Below are 17903 nucleotides of genomic sequence, written 5' to 3'. Positions count from 1 at the left end.
ATTTTGCTGGGGCTGGATGCGTTAGTCGAGTTTGCTCGGTGGCGGTTCAGGTGCATCCTGGACTTTTCCGGCGGGCGGCTCGGGTGCGTCCTGCTCCGGCGTCGAGGTGGCGATGGTCTTACGCTCGTCCTCGACCGGCACCAGCTTATATTCCTGACCGTGCATGTTCTTGAGGTACACCTCCATCTGCCGGAACGAGATGTTGATGTGCTGTTTCTTGAACTCACGGTTGATATAGCGGTTGACCTCGTCCAGTACCGGGTTGCGGTCGCCCAGGTCGCGCACGTGCATGCGCAGTTCGTGGTCCAGAGTGCTTTCGCCGAAGTTGAGGAAGTACACATGGGGTTCCGGATCTTTCAGAACCCGTGGGTTTTCCCTCGCGGCCTTGAGCAACAGTTCCTTCACCAGGTCCAGGTCGGAGCCGTAGTCCACGCCCAGTTTCAGCGTGACGCGGGTGATGGTGTCGGTCAGCGACCAGTTGATCAGTTGCCCGGTGATAAACGTTTTGTTCGGGACAATGATGTCCTTGCGGTCGAAGTCGGTGATGGTGGTGGCGCGGATGCGGATCTTGCTCACCGTGCCCGACAGGTTGCCGATGGTGATGGTGTCGCCGATGCGCACCGGGCGTTCGAACAGGATCATGATGCCGGAAATAAAGTTGGCAAAAATTTCCTGCATGCCGAAGCCCAGGCCCACCGACAGCGCGGCCACCAGCCATTGCAGCTTGTCCCAGCTCACGCCGAGGGTGGACAGGGTCGAAACAAAGCCCACGCCGGCAATGATGTAGGACAGCAAGGTGGTGGTGGCGTAGGCGCTGCCCTGGGCCAGGTCCAGTTTGGACAGTACGAGCACTTCCAGCAGGCCGGGCAGGTTGCGCGCCAGGGCGAAGGTAATGCCAATGATGATCAGCGCGCCAAGCAAGTCGCCGATGCTGATGGGCACCATGCTGATATTCGCGCCGGTGCCGCTGGTGTATTCGTACAGGGTGACGTTGTCCAGGTAGGAAAATACCGAGATCAGGTCCGACCACACCCAGTACAGGGCCGCGATGAAGCCGCCGAGCAAGGCCAGGCGGATCAGGCGCATGGACTGTTCGTTGACCTGTTCGATGTCCAGGGTCGGTTCTTCGATCACCGCTTCGCCTTCGCCGGCTTCCTTGGCAGCCTGGCGTTTGGCCAGGGCACGCGAATAAGCCAGGCGCCGCGCCGCGACACCGAGGCCGCGCACAAAGGTGGCTTCGATCACCAGCCAGAGCATCAGCAGGTAGAGGGTGTTGATCAAACGGTCGCTGAGCTTGAGAGCGGTGTAGTAGTAGCCGAAGCACACCGCGATAAACAGCGCGACGGGCAGCGCGGTGAACAACAGGCCCACGGCTTTGCGAAACAGCGAGGCTTTTTCGTGGGTCGGGCTATAGAGCAGCAGGCGACCCAGCAGCCAGGCCATCAACGCGTAGCAGGTCAGCACCACGCCGATGCCCAGCACATCGTCGGCCAGCGCCGCCGGCTGGTGTTCGGCGATAGCTACCACCGCCACGAGTGCCAGCACCACCAACCCGAGCTTGCGCACCCAGCCTTGGAGGAATTCAACCTGGGGTTTTTCCCAGCGGAAGTGCAATTCGGCCACGCCGCCCGGCGCCAGAATCCGGTAAGCGGTGTAGAACACCAGCCACGCCTGGGCCAGCTGCAGCAGCGCCGAACCCAGGTTGGCGTTCTGCCCTCGGGCGTCGATCTGCAGCGCGTAGCCGCACAAGGCCAGGCCCAGGGACACCGGCATGGCCAGCAGAATGTTGATCAGGATGGCCTGCGGCGTGTGCCACTGGCTGTCGCGCTTGAAGTGGCCGATGTCCAGGTGCACCTTGTTCAGGCGCTGATACAGGGCCTTGCGGCGCCACAGCAGCGCGCCGATCAACAGCAGCAATGGCAGAAACAGCAGCGGGCGCTGGATCAGGCCGTCATACAATTCGCTGACGCTGGAGGCCCAGGGCAGGGTGGTGACTTGCTTGCTCAGGTGCGCCGGCACGGTTTCCAGCCACTCAGTGTCCAGCGGCTTGTTGCTGGGGATCCAGAACATCTGTTCGTCCAGCGTGGCGCGCAGGGTGGTGGCGGTGCTGAGCAGTTGTTTCTGGTTCAGTTGCAGGGTGATGGATTCGTTCAGCAGCGCGCTTAACTCGCGGCTCAGGCGTTCGAGCAGGTCGCTGCGGGTAATCGCCAGTTCCAGCAGGGTGCGCCGCAGTTGCGGGGTCACTTCGTCCGGTGGCTGATTGGTCAGCAGGTTGTCCACATAGGCACTGGGGGAGCTGATCAGCTCGCGCTGCTGGTTGACCTCGAACTGGTACAGACGAATGTTGGCGATATCGTCCGCCAGGTCGCGGTCCACCGTCAGACGCGGCAATGCCTGTTTTTGCTTATAAAGAATCTTGGAAAGCAGCAGGCTGCCCTTGAGCACGTTGATCTGCTCGTCCAGCGCCGAGTCGCTCTGGGTGACGGTGTCCAGCTGCTGCTTGGTCTGTAGGTTTTTCTGGGTCAGGTCGTTGAGGCGGTCGGTGCTTTTGAGCAGGTAGTCCGAGAGCTTCAGGTTGGCCGCGCTTTCGGTGGCCAGCAGGCTGCTGCCGCCGGCTTTCTGCGCTTCGATGGACTGCTGCGTAACGGTTTGCTGCGATTGGGCCAGGCGCTTCTGGTTGATCAGGGTTTGCAGGTCCTGGATTTCCTGCTCCAGGCGCGCGGTTTTTTCCTGGATCAGGTCGTGCTGGCTGTTGCCCAGGTCTTGCAATTGGCTGTTGCCGGCCAGTTCCTGGCGGCGCAACGGGATCAATGCGTTCAAGGCGGCGAGTTCAGCGTTCAGCTGGTTGCGCTGGTCGCCACTGAGGGCTTTGCCATTGTCCTTGCCGGTCTTGAGGATTGTATTGATCTGCTGTATGCGCGTCTGGCTGCTGCTGATTTCGGTCTGCGCCCGCTCGGGGCGGGTCTGGGCGGCGATGGTCAGGCTATTGGCGTCGGCCAGCTCTTTTTGCAGGTCGCCTTGCTGGGTGCTGCGCTGCACCAGCAGTTGTTCGAGCTGCGGCACCGGCAACGTGGCGTAGCGCTGGGCCACGGGCACGATTTTGGTGGCCTTGAGTCGGGCCAGCTCGCGCTGGTTATCGGCGGTCTCGCGTGGCGCATTTTCCAGCTGGCGCTTGAGGTCGGCCAGGCGCTGCTCGTAATCCTGCTTGTTGCTCAGGTAAGTCAGCGTCTGCTGCAGGATCGCCTGCAGCGCCTTCATGTCGGCGTCGGGCAGCTTGCGGTCGGGCAGTTTGTCCAGGGATTGCTGGATGGCGTCGGCGCTGGGAGGGTCGGCGGCGTAGACGCTGCCGACACAAAGAGTCAGGCCCAGCAGGGCAGTGGCGAGAAAAGTGCGCAGGATTGGCATAGAGACCGGTCGAGCAAGTGAAGAATCGGGGGCATTGTCGCCCCGCAGTTTAGAGGAAGAGCCCGGGGCCCGGGCGACTTCCTTCGGGGAATCTGACGCCGACTTTGCCGATCTTGTTCCCGTCCATGACCGCGACGGTCCAGATGGTGTTGTTCCACTCCACCTGGTCGCCCACCACCGGGGCGCCGCCGACTTTCTGGGTGATGAATCGGCTCAGCGGCATGTCCGGATCGATGCCGTCGAGTTTGAGGCCGTACAGCGCCGATACCGCACCCAGTTGGGCGTCGCCTTCGAGGACGAAGTCGCCGAAGAAGCGCAGGTCCAGGCCACGTTGCGGCGCCTGGCTGAACAGTTTGCCCAGGGCCGGCAGGTTGTGTTCGTGGCCGATGACACAGAGCAGATCGCCGACTTCCAGCACCGTACTACCCGACGGATGGAGCAGTTGTTGGCCACGAAACAGCGCAGCGATGCGCGTGCCTTCGGGCATTTTCAGCTCACGCAGGGCCGCGCCGATGCACCATTTTTCCGCGCCCAGGCGGTAGACGAACAACTCCCACTCGCTGGTGACGTGGACCTCGAGTGCCGCGCGGGAGATCGGCGCCGGGTCCGGCGGAACGGTGACCTTGAGCAGCTTGGCCACCCACGGCAGGCTCGTGCCCTGCACCAGCAGCGACACCAGCACGATAAAGAACGCCAGGTTGAAGTACAGCTGCGCATGGGGCAGGCCGGCCATCAGCGGGAACACCGCCAGGATGATCGGCACCGCGCCGCGCAGGCCGACCCAGGCGATGAAGGCTTTTTCGCGGCCGTGGAAGGCCTTGAACGGCAACAGGCCGACCATCACCGACAGCGGCCGCGCGAACAGGATCATCCACAGCGCCAGGCCCAGGGCCGGCAGGGCGATCGGCAGCAGGTCATGGGGCGTGACCAGCAGGCCCAGCACCAGGAACATGCCGATCTGCGCCAGCCAGGCCATGCCATCGAGCATATGCAAGATGCCATGCCGGCTGCGCACCGGGCGGTTACCGATGACGAGGCCGCAGAGGTACACGGCGAGGAAGCCGCTGCCGTGGAAGGCGTTGGTCAAGGCGAAAACGAACAGGCCGCCGGCGATCACCAGGATCGGATAGAGGCCGGTGGCCAGGTTGATACGATTGACCAATTGCAGCATCAGCCAACCGCCACCCAGGCCGACCAGGCCACCGATGCCGAATTCGCGCACCAAATGTGTCAGCAGGCTCCAGTGCAGGCCGGTCTGGCCGCTGGCGAGCATGTCGATCAGGGTGACGGTGAGGAACACCGCCATCGGGTCGTTGCTGCCGGATTCGATTTCCAGGCTGGCGCTGACCCGCTCATTCAGGCCCTTGCCGCCCAGCAGTGAGAACACCGCTGCGGCGTCCGTGGAACCGACAATCGCGCCGATCAGCAAGCCTTGGATAATGTTGAGGTTGAACAGCCAGGCCGCCGCCATGCCGGTAAGGCCGGTGGTGATCAACACCCCGACCGTGGCCAGCGATAAAGCCGGCCAGAGCGCCACGCGGAAACTCGCCACCCGGGTTCGCAGGCCGCCGTCGAGCAGGATCACGGCCAGTGCGAGGTTGCCCACCAGGTAGGCGGTCGGGTAGTTGTCGAAGATGATGCCGCCGCCGTCGACGCCGGCGACCATGCCCACGGCCAGGATGATCACCAGGATCGGGATGCCCAGACGTGAAGAAAGAGAACTGACCAGAATGCTCGCACTTACCAGCAACGCGCCGATCAAGAACAGGCTGTTGATGGTCGTCGCATTCAAAGGCAGTACTCCATAAGCAGATACATAAGACGAGGCGCAAACTGACCATGCAGTCTGCGTGCCAGGGATTCTAACCTGTTGAATTGCCGCCCTGTCAAAAAGCTTTTCTGATTCACCTGGATCCAAATGGGGGAGGGGCAAGCCTCTCCCACATTTTTCAAGCATGTGCAGGCAGTTAGAGGCGGAAGCGGCCTACCATCCCGTTCAGGTCTACCGCCAGGCGTGACAATTCGCTGCTCGCGGCGCTGGTCTGGCTGGCGCCCGTAGCCGATTGCACCGACAAATCACGAATATTCACCAGGTTGCGATCCACTTCCCGCGCCACCTGCGCCTGCTCTTCCGCCGCGCTGGCGATCACCAGGTTACGTTCGTTGATCTCGACGATTGCGCTGTTGATGGTCTCCAGGGACATCCCTGCGCCTTTGGCGATGTTCAGCGTCGATTCCGCGCGCTCGGTGCTGTTGCGCATCGAGTTCACGGCGTGTTCGGTGCCGGCCTGGATGCTGCCGATCATCCGCTCGATTTCGCTGGTGGACTGCTGCGTGCGATGGGCCAGGGCGCGGACTTCGTCGGCGACCACCGCAAATCCACGCCCGGCTTCGCCGGCACGAGCCGCTTCGATGGCGGCGTTCAGGGCCAGCAGGTTGGTCTGGTCGGCCAGGCCGCGGATCACATCCAGCACTTTGCCGATGTCCCGCGACTCAGTGGCCAGGTCACCGATCAAGGTAGCGGTGGCCTGCACGTCGCCGCTCATGCGCTCGATGGCGCTGACGGTCTCCTGCACCAGATCGCGGCCGTCGCCGGCTGAAGCGGTGGCATTGCGTGAGGCTTCGGACGTGCTCACGGCATTGCGCGCGACTTCTTCGACGGCGCTGGTCATCTCGTTGACCGCCGTGGCGGCCTGTTCGATTTCGTTGTTCTGTCGGGTCAGGCCGCGCGCGCTTTCGTCGGTGACTGCGTTCAGTTCTTCCGCCGCCGAGGCCAACTGAGTGGCCGAGCCGGCGATACGCTGCAGGGTGTCGCGCAATTTGGTCTGCATCTTCGCCATGGCGGCGAGCAGGCGACCGGCTTCGTCGTTGCCTTCGACCTGGACCGGCTGCGTCAGGTTACCCTCGGCGATGGTCTCGGCGGCGCTCAATGCCTGGGAAATCGGCAGCGTGATGCTGCGGGTCAATAGCCAGGCGAACAGCATCGTCAACGCGGTGGCGAGCACCAGCAGGCCCACCACCAGGTCAAAGGCGAGGGTGTATTGATCCTTGGCTTCCTGATTGGTCGCCAGCGCCATGCTGTTGTTGATATCCAGCAGGCGTGTCAGCACTGCGTTGACCTGCTCCGAGTTACTCAACAGCTCAGTGTTGAGCAGGGTCCGCAACTGATCCATCTGATTGGCCTGGGACAGGCTCTTCATGCGCGCTTCGATCTGGTGGTACTGGCCGAGCAGCCGCACGTACTCATCGTAGGCAGCGCGCTCCTCGCGGCTTTCAATCAGCTTTTCGTAGGTAGCCTGGGCGGTGCGGATCTGTTGGTTGCGCAGTTCGAACGCTTCCAGGGTTTTTTGCTGCACGTCCGGTTCGCGATTGGTCAGCAGGCGGTACGACAGTACCCGCAGGCGCAGGGTCAGTTGGGTGAATTCATCCAGTGCGCGGATGCTCGGCACACTGGACAGGGTGATGTCTTGCGCGGCGGCTCGGATCTTACTCATCTGGTTCAGGGCAAACACACCGAGAAACAACATCAGTGCACCAATCAACGCGAAACCGAGGAAAGCCCTCGGCGCGATATTCATATTACGAAGCGACATGCTGAAATCCTGAAGGGGGAAAAGCGCGATCCGTGCGGCCGTGAGACGGGATGTGCATGGCTATCGGTCGTAAGACTAAAGTCTAAAGGGGGCTGTGCGTTTTTGTCGCACCTGACGAGGGGTTTGGCCGATTCAGGAACCAGATGGGGGAATTGCAGTCACTAAGGCTCGAAAGCGTGGCCTGCCCCTTGAAAAACCGGGCTGCGCGCCGGGATAAGCCTGGCATCCGAGGTGAATTTTCTTTATCGTCACCGCCCTTTTAAAAAACTCGAGAAATCAAAATGTTAGAAGCATCCCTCAGCCAACTGGAACAACTGGTCAGCGACTTGGTACAGCAAAACCAGGACTTGCTGGGCAGCAATGAAGCCCTTAAGGCAGAACTCGCTCGTGCCAAGGATGAAAACGACAGCCTGCAACTGAACCTGATGGAACAGGAAGAAAAGCACGGTGCTACCGCTGCCCGTATCCAAGCGCTGGTTGAGCGCGTGAGCGCAGGTCCTGTGAGCGCATGAATGAAGGGATAAAGGTCGTTTCGATCCTCGGCGAGGATTACTCGATCAAGGCGCCGGCCGGGGAAGACACGACCCTGATGCACGCCGTGACCATGCTCAAGGCCTCCCTGGCCACCACCAAGAAGAAGTACCCGACGTTGATCGGTGACAAATTACTGGTGCTGGCGGCGCTGAATCTATGCGCCGAGCAGATCGAAATGCAGCAGGCCCATCAACAGGAACTCGACCGTTACCAAGAGCAAGTCAGCGCCACGGTCGAGGTGATTTCCAAGGCGATCCAGCCTTAGAACCACTCATCCTGCATCGCGAGGCACGTATCGTCCCGTGCCTCCAGAATCGCCAGTTCATGATGGCAGCTCGGTACTTCCCAGGTCAGGAAGTACCGGGCAGCCTGGAGCTTGCCTTTATAAAACGCAGCGTCCGCTGCATTGCCCTTGGCCAGTCCTTCCTCGGCGCGAATCGCCTGTTCCAGCCAGCGCCAGCCAATCACCGTGTGCCCGAACACCTTCAGGTACAGCGCCGAGTTCGCCAGGCTGCTGTTGACCTTGCCTTGCGCGAGGTCCGTCAACAGGCCGAGTGTGACGCTTTGCAGTCTGTTGAGCAGGTGCTCCAGCGGTTCACGCAATGCGGTGAGTGACGGGTACTGCTGGGCGCGCGCGCCGGTGTCGGCGATCAGGCGGATCAGTTGCTTGAGCCCCGCGCCGCCGTTCTGCGCCAGCTTGCGACCCAGCAAGTCCAGGGACTGGATGCCATGGGTGCCTTCATGGATCGGATTGAGGCGGTTATCACGGTAGTACTGCTCCACCGGGTATTCGCGGGTGTAGCCGTGGCCGCCGAGAATCTGGATCGCCAGCTCGTTGGCCTTGAGGCAGAACTCCGACGGCCAGGATTTAACGATGGGGGTGAGCAGGTCCAGCAATTCGTGGGCCTGCTTGCGCTCTGCCTCGCTGACCAGCGTAGTGGTGTCGTCGAACAGGCGCGCCGCATACAGGCCAAGATCGAAGGCACCTTCCACGTAGGCTTTTTGCGTCAGCAGCATGCGCTTGATGTCCGCGTGCTGGATGATCGAGACCGGTGCGGTCGTGGGGTCCTTACTGTCCGGCAAGCGGCCTTGCGGGCGTTCGCGGGCGTATTCCAGCGAGTACAGGTAACCGGCGTAGCCGAGCATCACCGCGCCCATGCCCACGCCAATACGCGCCTCGTTCATCATCTGGAACATGCAGCTCAGGCCCTGATGCGGCTTGCCTACCAGGTAGCCCACGCAGTTGCCGTTGTCACCGAAATTCAGCGCTGTGGACGTGGTGCCACGCCAGCCCATCTTGTGAAACAGCCCTGCCAGCAGCACGTCGTTGCGTGCGCCCGGGCTGCCGTCGTCGTTGACCAGGAATTTAGGCACGATAAACAGCGAAATGCCCTTCACCCCAGGCGGCGCATCCGGCAACTTGGCCAGCACCATGTGCACGATGTTTTCCGACAAGGGGTGATCACCGCCGGAAATAAAGATCTTGTTGCCTTTGAGGCGATAGGTGCCGTCATCCGCAGGTTCTGCGCGTGTACGAATATCCGACAACGACGAGCCGGCATGGGGCTCGGTCAACGCCATGGTGCCGAAGAAGCGTCCTTCGATCATCGGCTGCAGGAAGCGCTGTTTCTGCTCCTCGGTGCCGAAGCTTTCAATCAGGTTGGCCGCGCCCATGGTCAGGAACGGGTACGAGGTGGACGCCGCGTTGGCCGATTGGAAGTGCGCGAAGCAGGCTTGGGACAGCAGGGTCGGCAACTGCATGCCGCCAGCCTCGAAACTGCGCGCGGCATTGAGAAAGCCAGCCTCCAGAAACGCGTCCACGGCCGGCTTGACCTCCGGGATGAGGATGGCCTTGCCGTCTTCATAGCGCGGTTCGTTTTCGTCGTTTTTGCGGTTATGGGGCGCGAAATACTTTTCGGCGATGCTGCGTGCGGTGCTGATGGCCGCATCGAAGGTTTCACGGTTGTGCTCGGCAAACCGCTCGCGCTGGGTCAGGCCCTCGGCATCGAGGACTTCGTACAGCTCGAAAGCCAGATTGCGGGAACTGAGCAGCGTCTCGGACATGGCGGATTACCTTTGTAGGAATTGGCCTGAGTCTAAGGGCGCGAATTAAGGGTGAATAGCAAGATTGATCTAAGTGATGGAACGGCAAAACACAGATGATCATTTGCAATGCAGTCGAATGTGGGAGGGGGGGTGCCCCTCCCACATTGTCCAGCTGTATTTCTTTCAGGGTTAGCCGATGGTCATCAGGCTGGCGTTACCGCCCGCCGCAGCGGTGTTGACGCTCAATGCCCGCTCGATCACCAGGCGCTCCAACGCAATGGAGGTCTCGCCCTGGGACAACCCATGCACCCCGACAATCGCCCCGCCACGCTGTGCCACTTGCTGGCATACCGCGCGCAATTGATCGGAGTCGCCGTGGTGCAGAACGGCGTCGAACACCACGCCGTCCTTGGTCCAATCGGCTACGCGCTTGATCTTCGCCTGAATATCCTTCGGCAGGCGTGGGAACAAGGCTTTGGTCAGGTCGGTTTCCGGCCATACCGCCGAGCCACCCACCGCCAATACCGCTGCCAATTGAGTCAACAGGTCGCCTTCCACGTCTGCCAGGCACAGAACGTGCTCGCGAGGGAGGATGGCGTAGCTGTTGCGCTCACCGGTCGGGCCGGCCAGTTGGCGGGTGATACCGCTTTGCGATTGCGCGGCGAATTGAGTGCACAGGGCGCTCAGTTCGCTGAACTTATTGCTGTCTGCCCAGCTTTTCAGGGCGGTCAGCGGTTGGCTCATGGCGTCGCGCAGGCGCATGTCCGGTGCGGCCACTTTGTCGGCGCGAACGAAGGATTGCTCGATCGCATCGGTAGGACGAGTCGACAGCAAACGGTACAGGTACAGCGGACCACCGGCTTTCGGGCCGGTGCCCGACAGGCCTTCGCCGCCGAACGGCTGCACGCCGACCACGGCACCTACGATGTTGCGGTTAACGTAGACGTTACCGGCATGAACGTTGTCGATCACTTTGGCGATGGTTTCGTCGATACGCGTGTGCACGCCCAGGGTCAGGCCATAGCCGGACGCGTTGATCTGACCGATCAACTGGTCGATCTCTTTGCGCTTGTAGCGCACTACGTGCAGCACCGGGCCGAAGATCTCGCGCTGCAGTTCGTCGAAGCTTTCCAGTTCGATCAGGGTTGGCATCACGAAGGTGCCGCGCTTGATTTCTTCGCCGTCGGCAATCGCCACCTGGTACACAGTGCGGCCTTTATCGCGCATGGCCTGGATGTGTTTCTCGATGCCGGCCTTGGCTTCGGCGTCGATCACCGGGCCGATGTCCACCGACAGGCGCTCCGGGTTGCCGAGGCGACATTCGGCCATGGCGCCCTTGAGCATTTCGATGACGCGGTCCGCTGAATCTTCCTGCAGGCACAACACGCGCAGGGCCGAGCAACGCTGGCCGGCGCTGTCGAAGGCCGACGACACCACGTCGATGACCACTTGTTCGGTCAGCGCCGAGGAGTCGACGATCATCGCGTTCTGGCCGCCGGTTTCGGCGATCAACGGGATCGGACGGCCCTGGGCATCCAGGCGACCGGCCACATTGCGTTGCAGCAGGCGCGCCACTTCGGTGGAACCGGTGAACATCACGCCTTTGACGCGATCGTCACCCACCAGACGCGCGCCGACGGTTTCGCCCTGGCCCGGCAGCAGTTGCAGCACGCCTTCCGGGATACCGGCCTCCAGCAGGAGGCGCACAGCCTGGGCCGCCACCAGCGGGGTTTGCTCGGCAGGCTTGGCGAGCACCGGGTTACCGGCAGCCAGCGCTGCGGCGACCTGGCCACTGAAGATTGCCAGCGGGAAGTTCCATGGGCTGATACATACCACCGGGCCCAGCGGGCGGTGGGCGTCGTTGGTAAAGTCGTTGCGCGCCTGCACCGCGTAGTAGCGCAGGAAATCCACGGCCTCGCGCACTTCGGCGATGGCGTTGGCAAAGGTCTTGCCGGCTTCGCGGGCCAGCAGGCCCATCAGCGGCTGGATCTCGCCTTCCATCAGGTCGGCGGCGCGTTCCAGGATGGCGGCGCGCTCGGCCGGCGGGGTGGCCTGCCAGATCGGACCGGCGTTGATCGCGCATTGGATGGCGTTGTCGACGTCTTCGACGGTGGCTTCCTGTACCTGGCCGACCACATCGCGCAGGTCGGACGGGTTCAACACCGCTGTCGGCGCTTGCTCGCTGGAGGCGCAACCGAGCATCGGTGCGGCTTTCCAGTTGTTGTGGGCGGTGGCCAGCAGGGCGCAGGACAGCGATGCCAGGCGGTGTTCGTTGGCCAGGTCGATACCGGCCGAGTTGGCACGGTCGCTGCCATACAGGTCACGCGGCAGCGGAATGCGCGGGTGCGGTAGGCCGAAGCCGCCTTCCACGGTGGCCATCTGCTCGATGCTGGCCACCGGGTCGGCCACCAGCTCCTGGATCGAAATCGACTGGTCGGCGATGCGGTTGACGAACGAGGTGTTGGCGCCGTTTTCAAGCAGGCGACGCACCAGGTAAGCCAGCAGTGTTTCGTGAGTGCCGACCGGGGCGTACACGCGGCACGGACGATTCAGCTTGCCGTCGGCCACTTTGCCTACCACCTGCTCGTACAGCGGTTCGCCCATGCCGTGCAGGCACTGGAACTCGTACTGGCCGGGGTAATAGTTCTGACCGGCAATATGGTAAATGGCCGACAAGGTGTGGGCGTTGTGCGTAGCGAACTGCGGATAGATGACTTCCGGCACCGACAGCAGTTTGCGCGCGCAGGCAATGTAGGAAACGTCGGTGTATACCTTGCGCGTGTACACCGGATAGCCTTCCAGGCCTTCGACCTGGGCGCGCTTGATCTCGCTGTCCCAGTACGCGCCTTTCACCAGGCGGATCATCAGGCGATGGCGGCTGCGGCGCGCCAGGTCGATGACGTAGTCGATCACGTATGGGCAACGCTTCTGGTAAGCCTGGATTACGAAACCGATGCCGTTCCAGCCGGTCAGTTGCGGCTCGAAGCACAGGCGCTCCAGCAGATCCAGCGACAGCTCCAGGCGGTCGGCTTCTTCGGCGTCGATGTTCAGGCCGATGTCGTATTGCTTGGCCAGCAGGGTCAGGGACAGCAGGCGCGGGTACAGCTCATCCATCACGCGCTCGTATTGCGCACGGCTGTAGCGCGGGTGCAGCGCCGACAGCTTGATGGAGATACCGGGGCCTTCATAAATCCCACGGCCGTGGGAGGCTTTGCCGATGGAGTGAATAGCTTGCTCGTACGAGGCCAGGTACTTCTGGGCGTCGTGTTCGGTCAGGGCGGCTTCACCGAGCATGTCGTAGGAGTAACGGAAGCCCTTGGCTTCGAACTTGCTCGCGTTGGCCAACGCTTCGGCGATGGTTTCGCCGGTCACGAACTGCTCGCCCATCAAGCGCATGGCCATGTCGACGCCCTTGCGGATCATCGGCTCGCCGCTCTTGCCGATGATGCGGCTCAGGGACGAGGTGAGGCCGGCTTCGTTATGGGTGGCGACCAGCTTGCCAGTCAGCAACAGACCCCAGGTGGCGGCGTTGACGAACAGCGACGGGCTGTTGCCCAGGTGCGGCTGCCAGTTGCCGGTGCTGATCTTGTCGCGGATCAGTGCGTCGCGGGTGCCCTTGTCCGGAATGCGCAGCAGCGCTTCGGCCAGGCACATCAGCGCCACGCCTTCCTGGGACGACAGGGAAAATTCCTGCAGCAGGCCCTGAACAATCCCGGCACGGCCGCCGGCACTCTTCTGATTGCGCAGTTTCTCGGCAATGGTGGCAGCCAGTTTATTGGTGGCCTCGGCCATTGGCGCCGGGAGGCGGGCCTGCTCGATCAGCATCGGCACCACTTCCGGCTCAGGGCGGCGGTAAGCGGCGGTAATCGAGGCACGCAATACGGACTGCGGCAGGATGCTTTCGGCAAACTCGAGGAAGCATTGGTGGGCGTGGTCGGTCTGGATGTCGCCTGCGTCGTCGGCGTCCTTGGTGCCCGAGCCGTTGAGTTCGGTCAGGGTTGCACCACCCTCGAGTTTCTCCAGGTAATTGAAAATCGCCTGCTTGATCAGCCAGTGCGGCGTGCGATCAATGGAGGTCGCGGCCGCCTTCAAGCGTTCGCGGGTCGGGTCGTCGAGTTTGACCCCAAGGGTGGTCGTCGCCATTTTCTTATCCTCATGGGTGCCACTACCGCGTGGCATTAGCTGGCGGCAAGATTAGCTTTGCCCATCAAGAGGTGCAACCGGGTGCAACCCTTTTTATTTGTGAAATGTGAGTGGCTTCGTCGGAAATAATTTGGCGGCTGCACAATCCGCTGTGTCTTGGTGCATTTACTTCTGAGATCGGCGCTCCTTGCTCCGAAAAGGAGCAAAAACGAGGCCTTTTCTGCAAATTGCGTCAGGGTGCAACTTATTCTCGAGAAACTGGTTGCACCTTATTTGCTTTGTTGAATAGCATTCGCGGCCAAGGTGCAACCAGCTTACGGGCTCGGTTCATCGGCTGGCGGCTTTCCTGGGGAAACGCCAGTCATAAATGCGCGGCGTGCAGGTTCGTCCAGCCCTTAAACGGGAGGCGTCTGACAGGTCGCCGCTACATAAAAACAAAGCCAGGGCGTCACTTCTTATGAGCGTTAGCAATCCAACCCTGATCACATTCGTGATCTATATCGCAGCAATGGTGCTGATCGGCTTCATGGCCTATCGCTCCACCAACAACCTTTCCGATTACATCCTGGGCGGTCGCAGCCTCGGTAGTGTGGTAACGGCTTTGTCGGCCGGCGCTTCCGATATGAGCGGCTGGTTGTTGATGGGCCTGCCGGGCGCCATCTACATGTCCGGTCTGTCGGAAAGCTGGATCGCCATCGGCCTGATCGTCGGTGCCTACCTCAACTGGCTGTTCGTGGCCGGTCGCCTGCGGGTACAGACCGAACACAACGGCGACGCCCTGACGCTGCCGGACTATTTTTCCAGCCGCTTCGAAGATAAAAGCGGCCTGCTGCGGATCATCTCCGCAGTGGTAATCCTGGTGTTCTTCACCATCTACTGCGCCTCGGGTATCGTCGCCGGCGCGCGTCTGTTCGAAAGCACCTTCGGCATGTCCTACGAGACTGCGCTGTGGGCCGGTGCGGCGGCGACCATTGCCTACACCTTCGTTGGCGGTTTCCTGGCGGTGAGCTGGACGGACACCGTACAGGCCACGCTGATGATCTTTGCGCTGATTCTCACGCCGATCATCGTGCTGCTGGCCACCGGCGGCGTCGACACCACGTTCCTGGCGATCGAAGCCAAGAACCCCGACAACTTCAACATGCTCAAGAACACCACCTTCATCGGCATCATCTCGCTGATGGGCTGGGGCCTGGGTTACTTCGGCCAGCCGCACATTCTCGCGCGCTTCATGGCGGCCGATTCGGTGAAGTCGATCGCCAACGCGCGCCGCATCTCCATGACCTGGATGATCCTGTGCCTGGGTGGCACCGTGGCCGTGGGCTTTTTCGGCATCGCCTATTTCTCGGCACACCCGGAAGTGGCCGGGCCGGTGACCGAGAACCACGAACGTGTGTTTATCGAACTGGCCAAGCTGCTGTTCAACCCATGGATCGCTGGCGTGCTGCTGTCAGCCATCCTGGCGGCGGTAATGAGCACCTTGAGCTGCCAGCTGCTGGTGTGCTCCAGCGCCCTGACCGAAGACTTCTACAAGACCTTCCTGCGCAAGAGCGCGTCCCAGGTTGAATTGGTCTGGGTCGGCCGGCTGATGGTGCTGCTGGTGGCCTTGATCGCCATCGCCATGGCCGCCAACCCGAACAACCGCGTCCTGGGCCTGGTGAGCTACGCCTGGGCCGGTTTCGGCGCCGCGTTCGGACCTGTGGTGCTGATTTCGGTAATCTGGAAAAACATGACCCGCAATGGCGCTCTGGCCGGCATCCTGGTCGGCGCGATTACCGTGATTGTGTGGAAACACTTCGCTCTGCTGGGGCTGTACGAAATCATCCCTGGCTTCATCTTTGCCAGCCTGGCGATCTACATCGTGAGCAAGCTGGGCGCGCCGACCGCGGGTATGGTCGAGCGTTTTGATGCTGCGGAAAAAGACTACAACCTCAACAAGTAATTCGACGGGCGCCCAGCGTCTGATGAGTTAAACGAAAGGCCCGCATCCTATGGATAGCGGGCCTTTTTTTGCGAATGATTTGGCGCATGCAAGCTGACGATTCGCACACTCGTGCGTAGGGCTTTACTGATTTGTGCGAGCAGTGCTCAGCAGGACTCGACACTGTTGCAGAATCGCCCCCCCCCCAGCCTTCGCAGAGAAACATCGGATGTTCGCGCCTGCCAATCAAAGTGCCTTTACCCTGACCCTGGATGGGGTGCCCAGCGACCTAAAGGTCTACCGTTTCAAAGGTCGTGAAGTACTCAGCCAGCCCTATCATTTTGATTTGGAACTGGTCGGCGAGCAGCCTGACCTTGACCTGGAAGGTCTGCTGCATCGCCAGGCTTATCTGGGGTTTGATGCGCATGGGCACGGTGTGCATGGCGTGGTGGACCATGTGGCGCAGGGCGACTCCGGGCGGCGGCTGACCCGTTACAGCGTTCGTCTGGTACCTCAGTTGGCCTATCTGGCCCACAGCAGCCACCCACGCATTTTCCAGCATAAGACCGTGCCGCAGATCGTTGCCCAGGTTCTTAAAGAGCAGGGCATCCAGGCCGATCGATTCGAGTTTCGCTTAAGTGGCACCTACCCCGAACGCGAGTATTGCGTGCAGTTCGCTGAGACCGACCTGGCATTCATCCAGCGCCTGTGTGCCGAGCTGGGCATTCACTACCACTTTCGGCATTCGCCCGAAGGCCATTTGCTGGTATTTGGCGATGACCAGACCGTGTTCGCCCAGGCCGAGCACGCCACGCCCTACGCCGCAGGGTCCGGGATGGTGGCGGACACGCCGGCTATCAAGCGTTTCGCGGTGCAACTGCGCACCTGTACGACGGCTCTGAGCCTGCGCGATTACGATTGGAGCAAGCCACGCCTGACGCTGGAAAGCACGGTGTCCGACGAGCAGAATCCGCGCCTTGAAGCGCAGGGCTACCCCGGCCATTTCACCGACCGTGTAGAGGGTAAGCACCTGGCGCAGCGGGGCCTGGAGCGTCACCGCAGCGAGCATTGCTTAGCCGTCGGCAGCGGGGATGAGCCGGCGCTCGCCTGCGGACGCTTCCTCAAGCTGGCCGGGCATCCGCGCCAGGAGTGGAACGACTTGTGGCTCATGATCGACGTGACTCACGAGGGCAGCCAGCCCCAGGTACTCGAAGAGGCGGTGACCGAGGTCGCCGGTGGGGAAATGCGTCAGGGCTACTCCAACCACTTCGTCGCAGCGCCCTGGGAGGTGGTTTTTCGCCCACCCTTGCCATCGCGCAGGCCGCTGACGGGTTACCAGAACGCGGTGGTGACCGGCCCCACCGACAGTGAAATCCATTGCGACGAATACGGTCGCGTCAAAGTGCAACTGGCCTGGGACCGCCACGGCACGCATGACGAGCATTCCAGTTGCTGGCTGCGGGTCGCCAGCGGCTGGGCCCATGATCGCTACGGCGCGGTACTGATCCCACGGGTGGGCATGGAAGTGCTGGTGGGCTTTTTGAATGGCGACATGGACATGCCTGTGGTGGTCGGCTGCCTGGCCAACGCCGCGACGCCGTTGCCCCTCGACCTGCCGGCGGACAAGACCCGCAGCATCCTGCGCAGCCAAAGCAGCCCTGGCGGCGGCGGATACAACGAACTGCGCATCGAGGACCGCAAGGGCGCCGAGGAAATCTACCTGCGCGCTCAGCGCGATTGGACCCAGCATGTGCTGCATGACCAGCAGGTGCGGGTGGACAACCGGCGTCGAATCACCGTGGGCGGCGAGTCGCACCATGAACTGCAGGGTGAAGAGCAGCGCATCACCCATGGCAACCGCCTGACGCAACTCAAGCAGGACGACCACCTCGTGATCGGTGGTTCACAGCAGGTACGCGCGGAGCAGGTGATCCGGATCGGCGCCGGCCAGAGCGTCGTCATCGATGCGGGTGCCAGTGTCACGATTCAGGCCGGTGGGCAGTCGATCACGGTGTCCGCCGCCGGCATCTTCAGCAGCGTGGAGATCCAGTTGGGCGGTGCTCCCGCGCCTGCACCGGCGCCGTTACTGCCCGGGCTGAGGGATAAAGTGCTGGCGGTGCTCCCGGCCCCGTTGAGCCGTGTGCAGATAGCCAGCCTGAAACGCAGCGCGCCGTTCTGTGAAGAGTGTGAGCGCTGCAAGAACGGGCAGTGTGATGTCGCTGATCGCCCCATCAGTCAACTTTGAACCCAAGGAACTTATC

At 61.9% G+C, this 17903-nt stretch carries 9 protein-coding genes and 1 pseudogene; 4 read left to right on the top strand and 6 right to left on the bottom strand.

Going from position 1 to position 17903, the window contains the following annotated elements:
• Positions 1–21: 21 nt before the first annotated feature.
• The 4 genes and pseudogenes from mscK to QRN10_RS25215 form a co-directional block, all read right to left on the bottom strand.
• Complete coding sequence (gene mscK / locus QRN10_RS00525; RefSeq protein ID WP_285427682.1) at positions 22–3405, bottom strand: mechanosensitive channel MscK; 3384 nt, start codon at positions 3403–3405, stop codon at positions 22–24.
• A 49-nt stretch (positions 3406–3454) separates the two neighbouring features.
• Positions 3455–5197, bottom strand: a complete 1743-nt coding sequence (locus tag QRN10_RS00520) for a potassium/proton antiporter (protein WP_181080381.1) — start codon at positions 5195–5197, stop codon at positions 3455–3457.
• Between the two features lie 175 nt (positions 5198–5372).
• Complete coding sequence (locus QRN10_RS25220) at positions 5373–6236, bottom strand: methyl-accepting chemotaxis protein (RefSeq protein ID WP_400814952.1); 864 nt, start codon at positions 6234–6236, stop codon at positions 5373–5375.
• Positions 6228–6983 (bottom strand): annotated as a pseudogene (locus QRN10_RS25215) (MCP four helix bundle domain-containing protein); the annotation flags it as partial. The pseudogene QRN10_RS25215 and the gene QRN10_RS25220, both read right to left, overlap by 9 nt.
• 296 nt (positions 6984–7279) lie before the next feature.
• Between QRN10_RS25215 and QRN10_RS00510 the strand changes: the two are divergent.
• Both QRN10_RS00510 and QRN10_RS00505 read left to right on the top strand, forming a co-directional pair.
• Positions 7280–7510: a hypothetical protein gene (locus tag QRN10_RS00510; RefSeq protein ID WP_024073014.1), complete on the top strand. Its 231-nt coding sequence runs from the start codon at positions 7280–7282 to the stop codon at positions 7508–7510.
• Entirely contained in the window at positions 7507–7797 is a 291-nt protein-coding gene (locus QRN10_RS00505; RefSeq protein ID WP_181080383.1) for a cell division protein ZapA, read from the top strand. The genes QRN10_RS00510 and QRN10_RS00505 overlap by 4 nt, the downstream gene beginning before the upstream one ends.
• Here QRN10_RS00505 and QRN10_RS00500 read toward each other — a convergent pair.
• Positions 7794–9596, bottom strand: a complete 1803-nt coding sequence (locus QRN10_RS00500) for an acyl-CoA dehydrogenase (protein WP_285427681.1) — start codon at positions 9594–9596, stop codon at positions 7794–7796. The genes QRN10_RS00505 and QRN10_RS00500 overlap by 4 nt on opposite strands.
• Positions 9597–9767: 171 nt before the next feature.
• Positions 9768–13721, bottom strand: a complete 3954-nt coding sequence (gene putA / locus QRN10_RS00495) for a trifunctional transcriptional regulator/proline dehydrogenase/L-glutamate gamma-semialdehyde dehydrogenase (protein ID WP_253510100.1) — start codon at positions 13719–13721, stop codon at positions 9768–9770.
• A 457-nt stretch (positions 13722–14178) separates the two neighbouring features.
• Here putA and putP point away from each other — a divergent pair, with 457 nt between their 5' ends.
• Entirely contained in the window at positions 14179–15663 is a 1485-nt protein-coding gene (putP, locus tag QRN10_RS00490; protein ID WP_181080386.1) for a sodium/proline symporter PutP, read from the top strand.
• A gap of 208 nt (positions 15664–15871) precedes the next feature.
• Complete coding sequence (locus QRN10_RS00485; protein WP_285427680.1) at positions 15872–17887, top strand: type VI secretion system Vgr family protein; 2016 nt, start codon at positions 15872–15874, stop codon at positions 17885–17887.
• The last annotated feature ends 16 nt before the right edge of the window (positions 17888–17903 follow it).

Origin of the sequence: Pseudomonas sp. lyk4-R2A-8, from assembly GCF_030209095.1 — a bacterium.
Classification (GTDB): domain Bacteria; phylum Pseudomonadota; class Gammaproteobacteria; order Pseudomonadales; family Pseudomonadaceae; genus Aquipseudomonas; species Aquipseudomonas quebecensis.
This window is presented reverse-complemented; position numbering and strand designations above follow the sequence as displayed.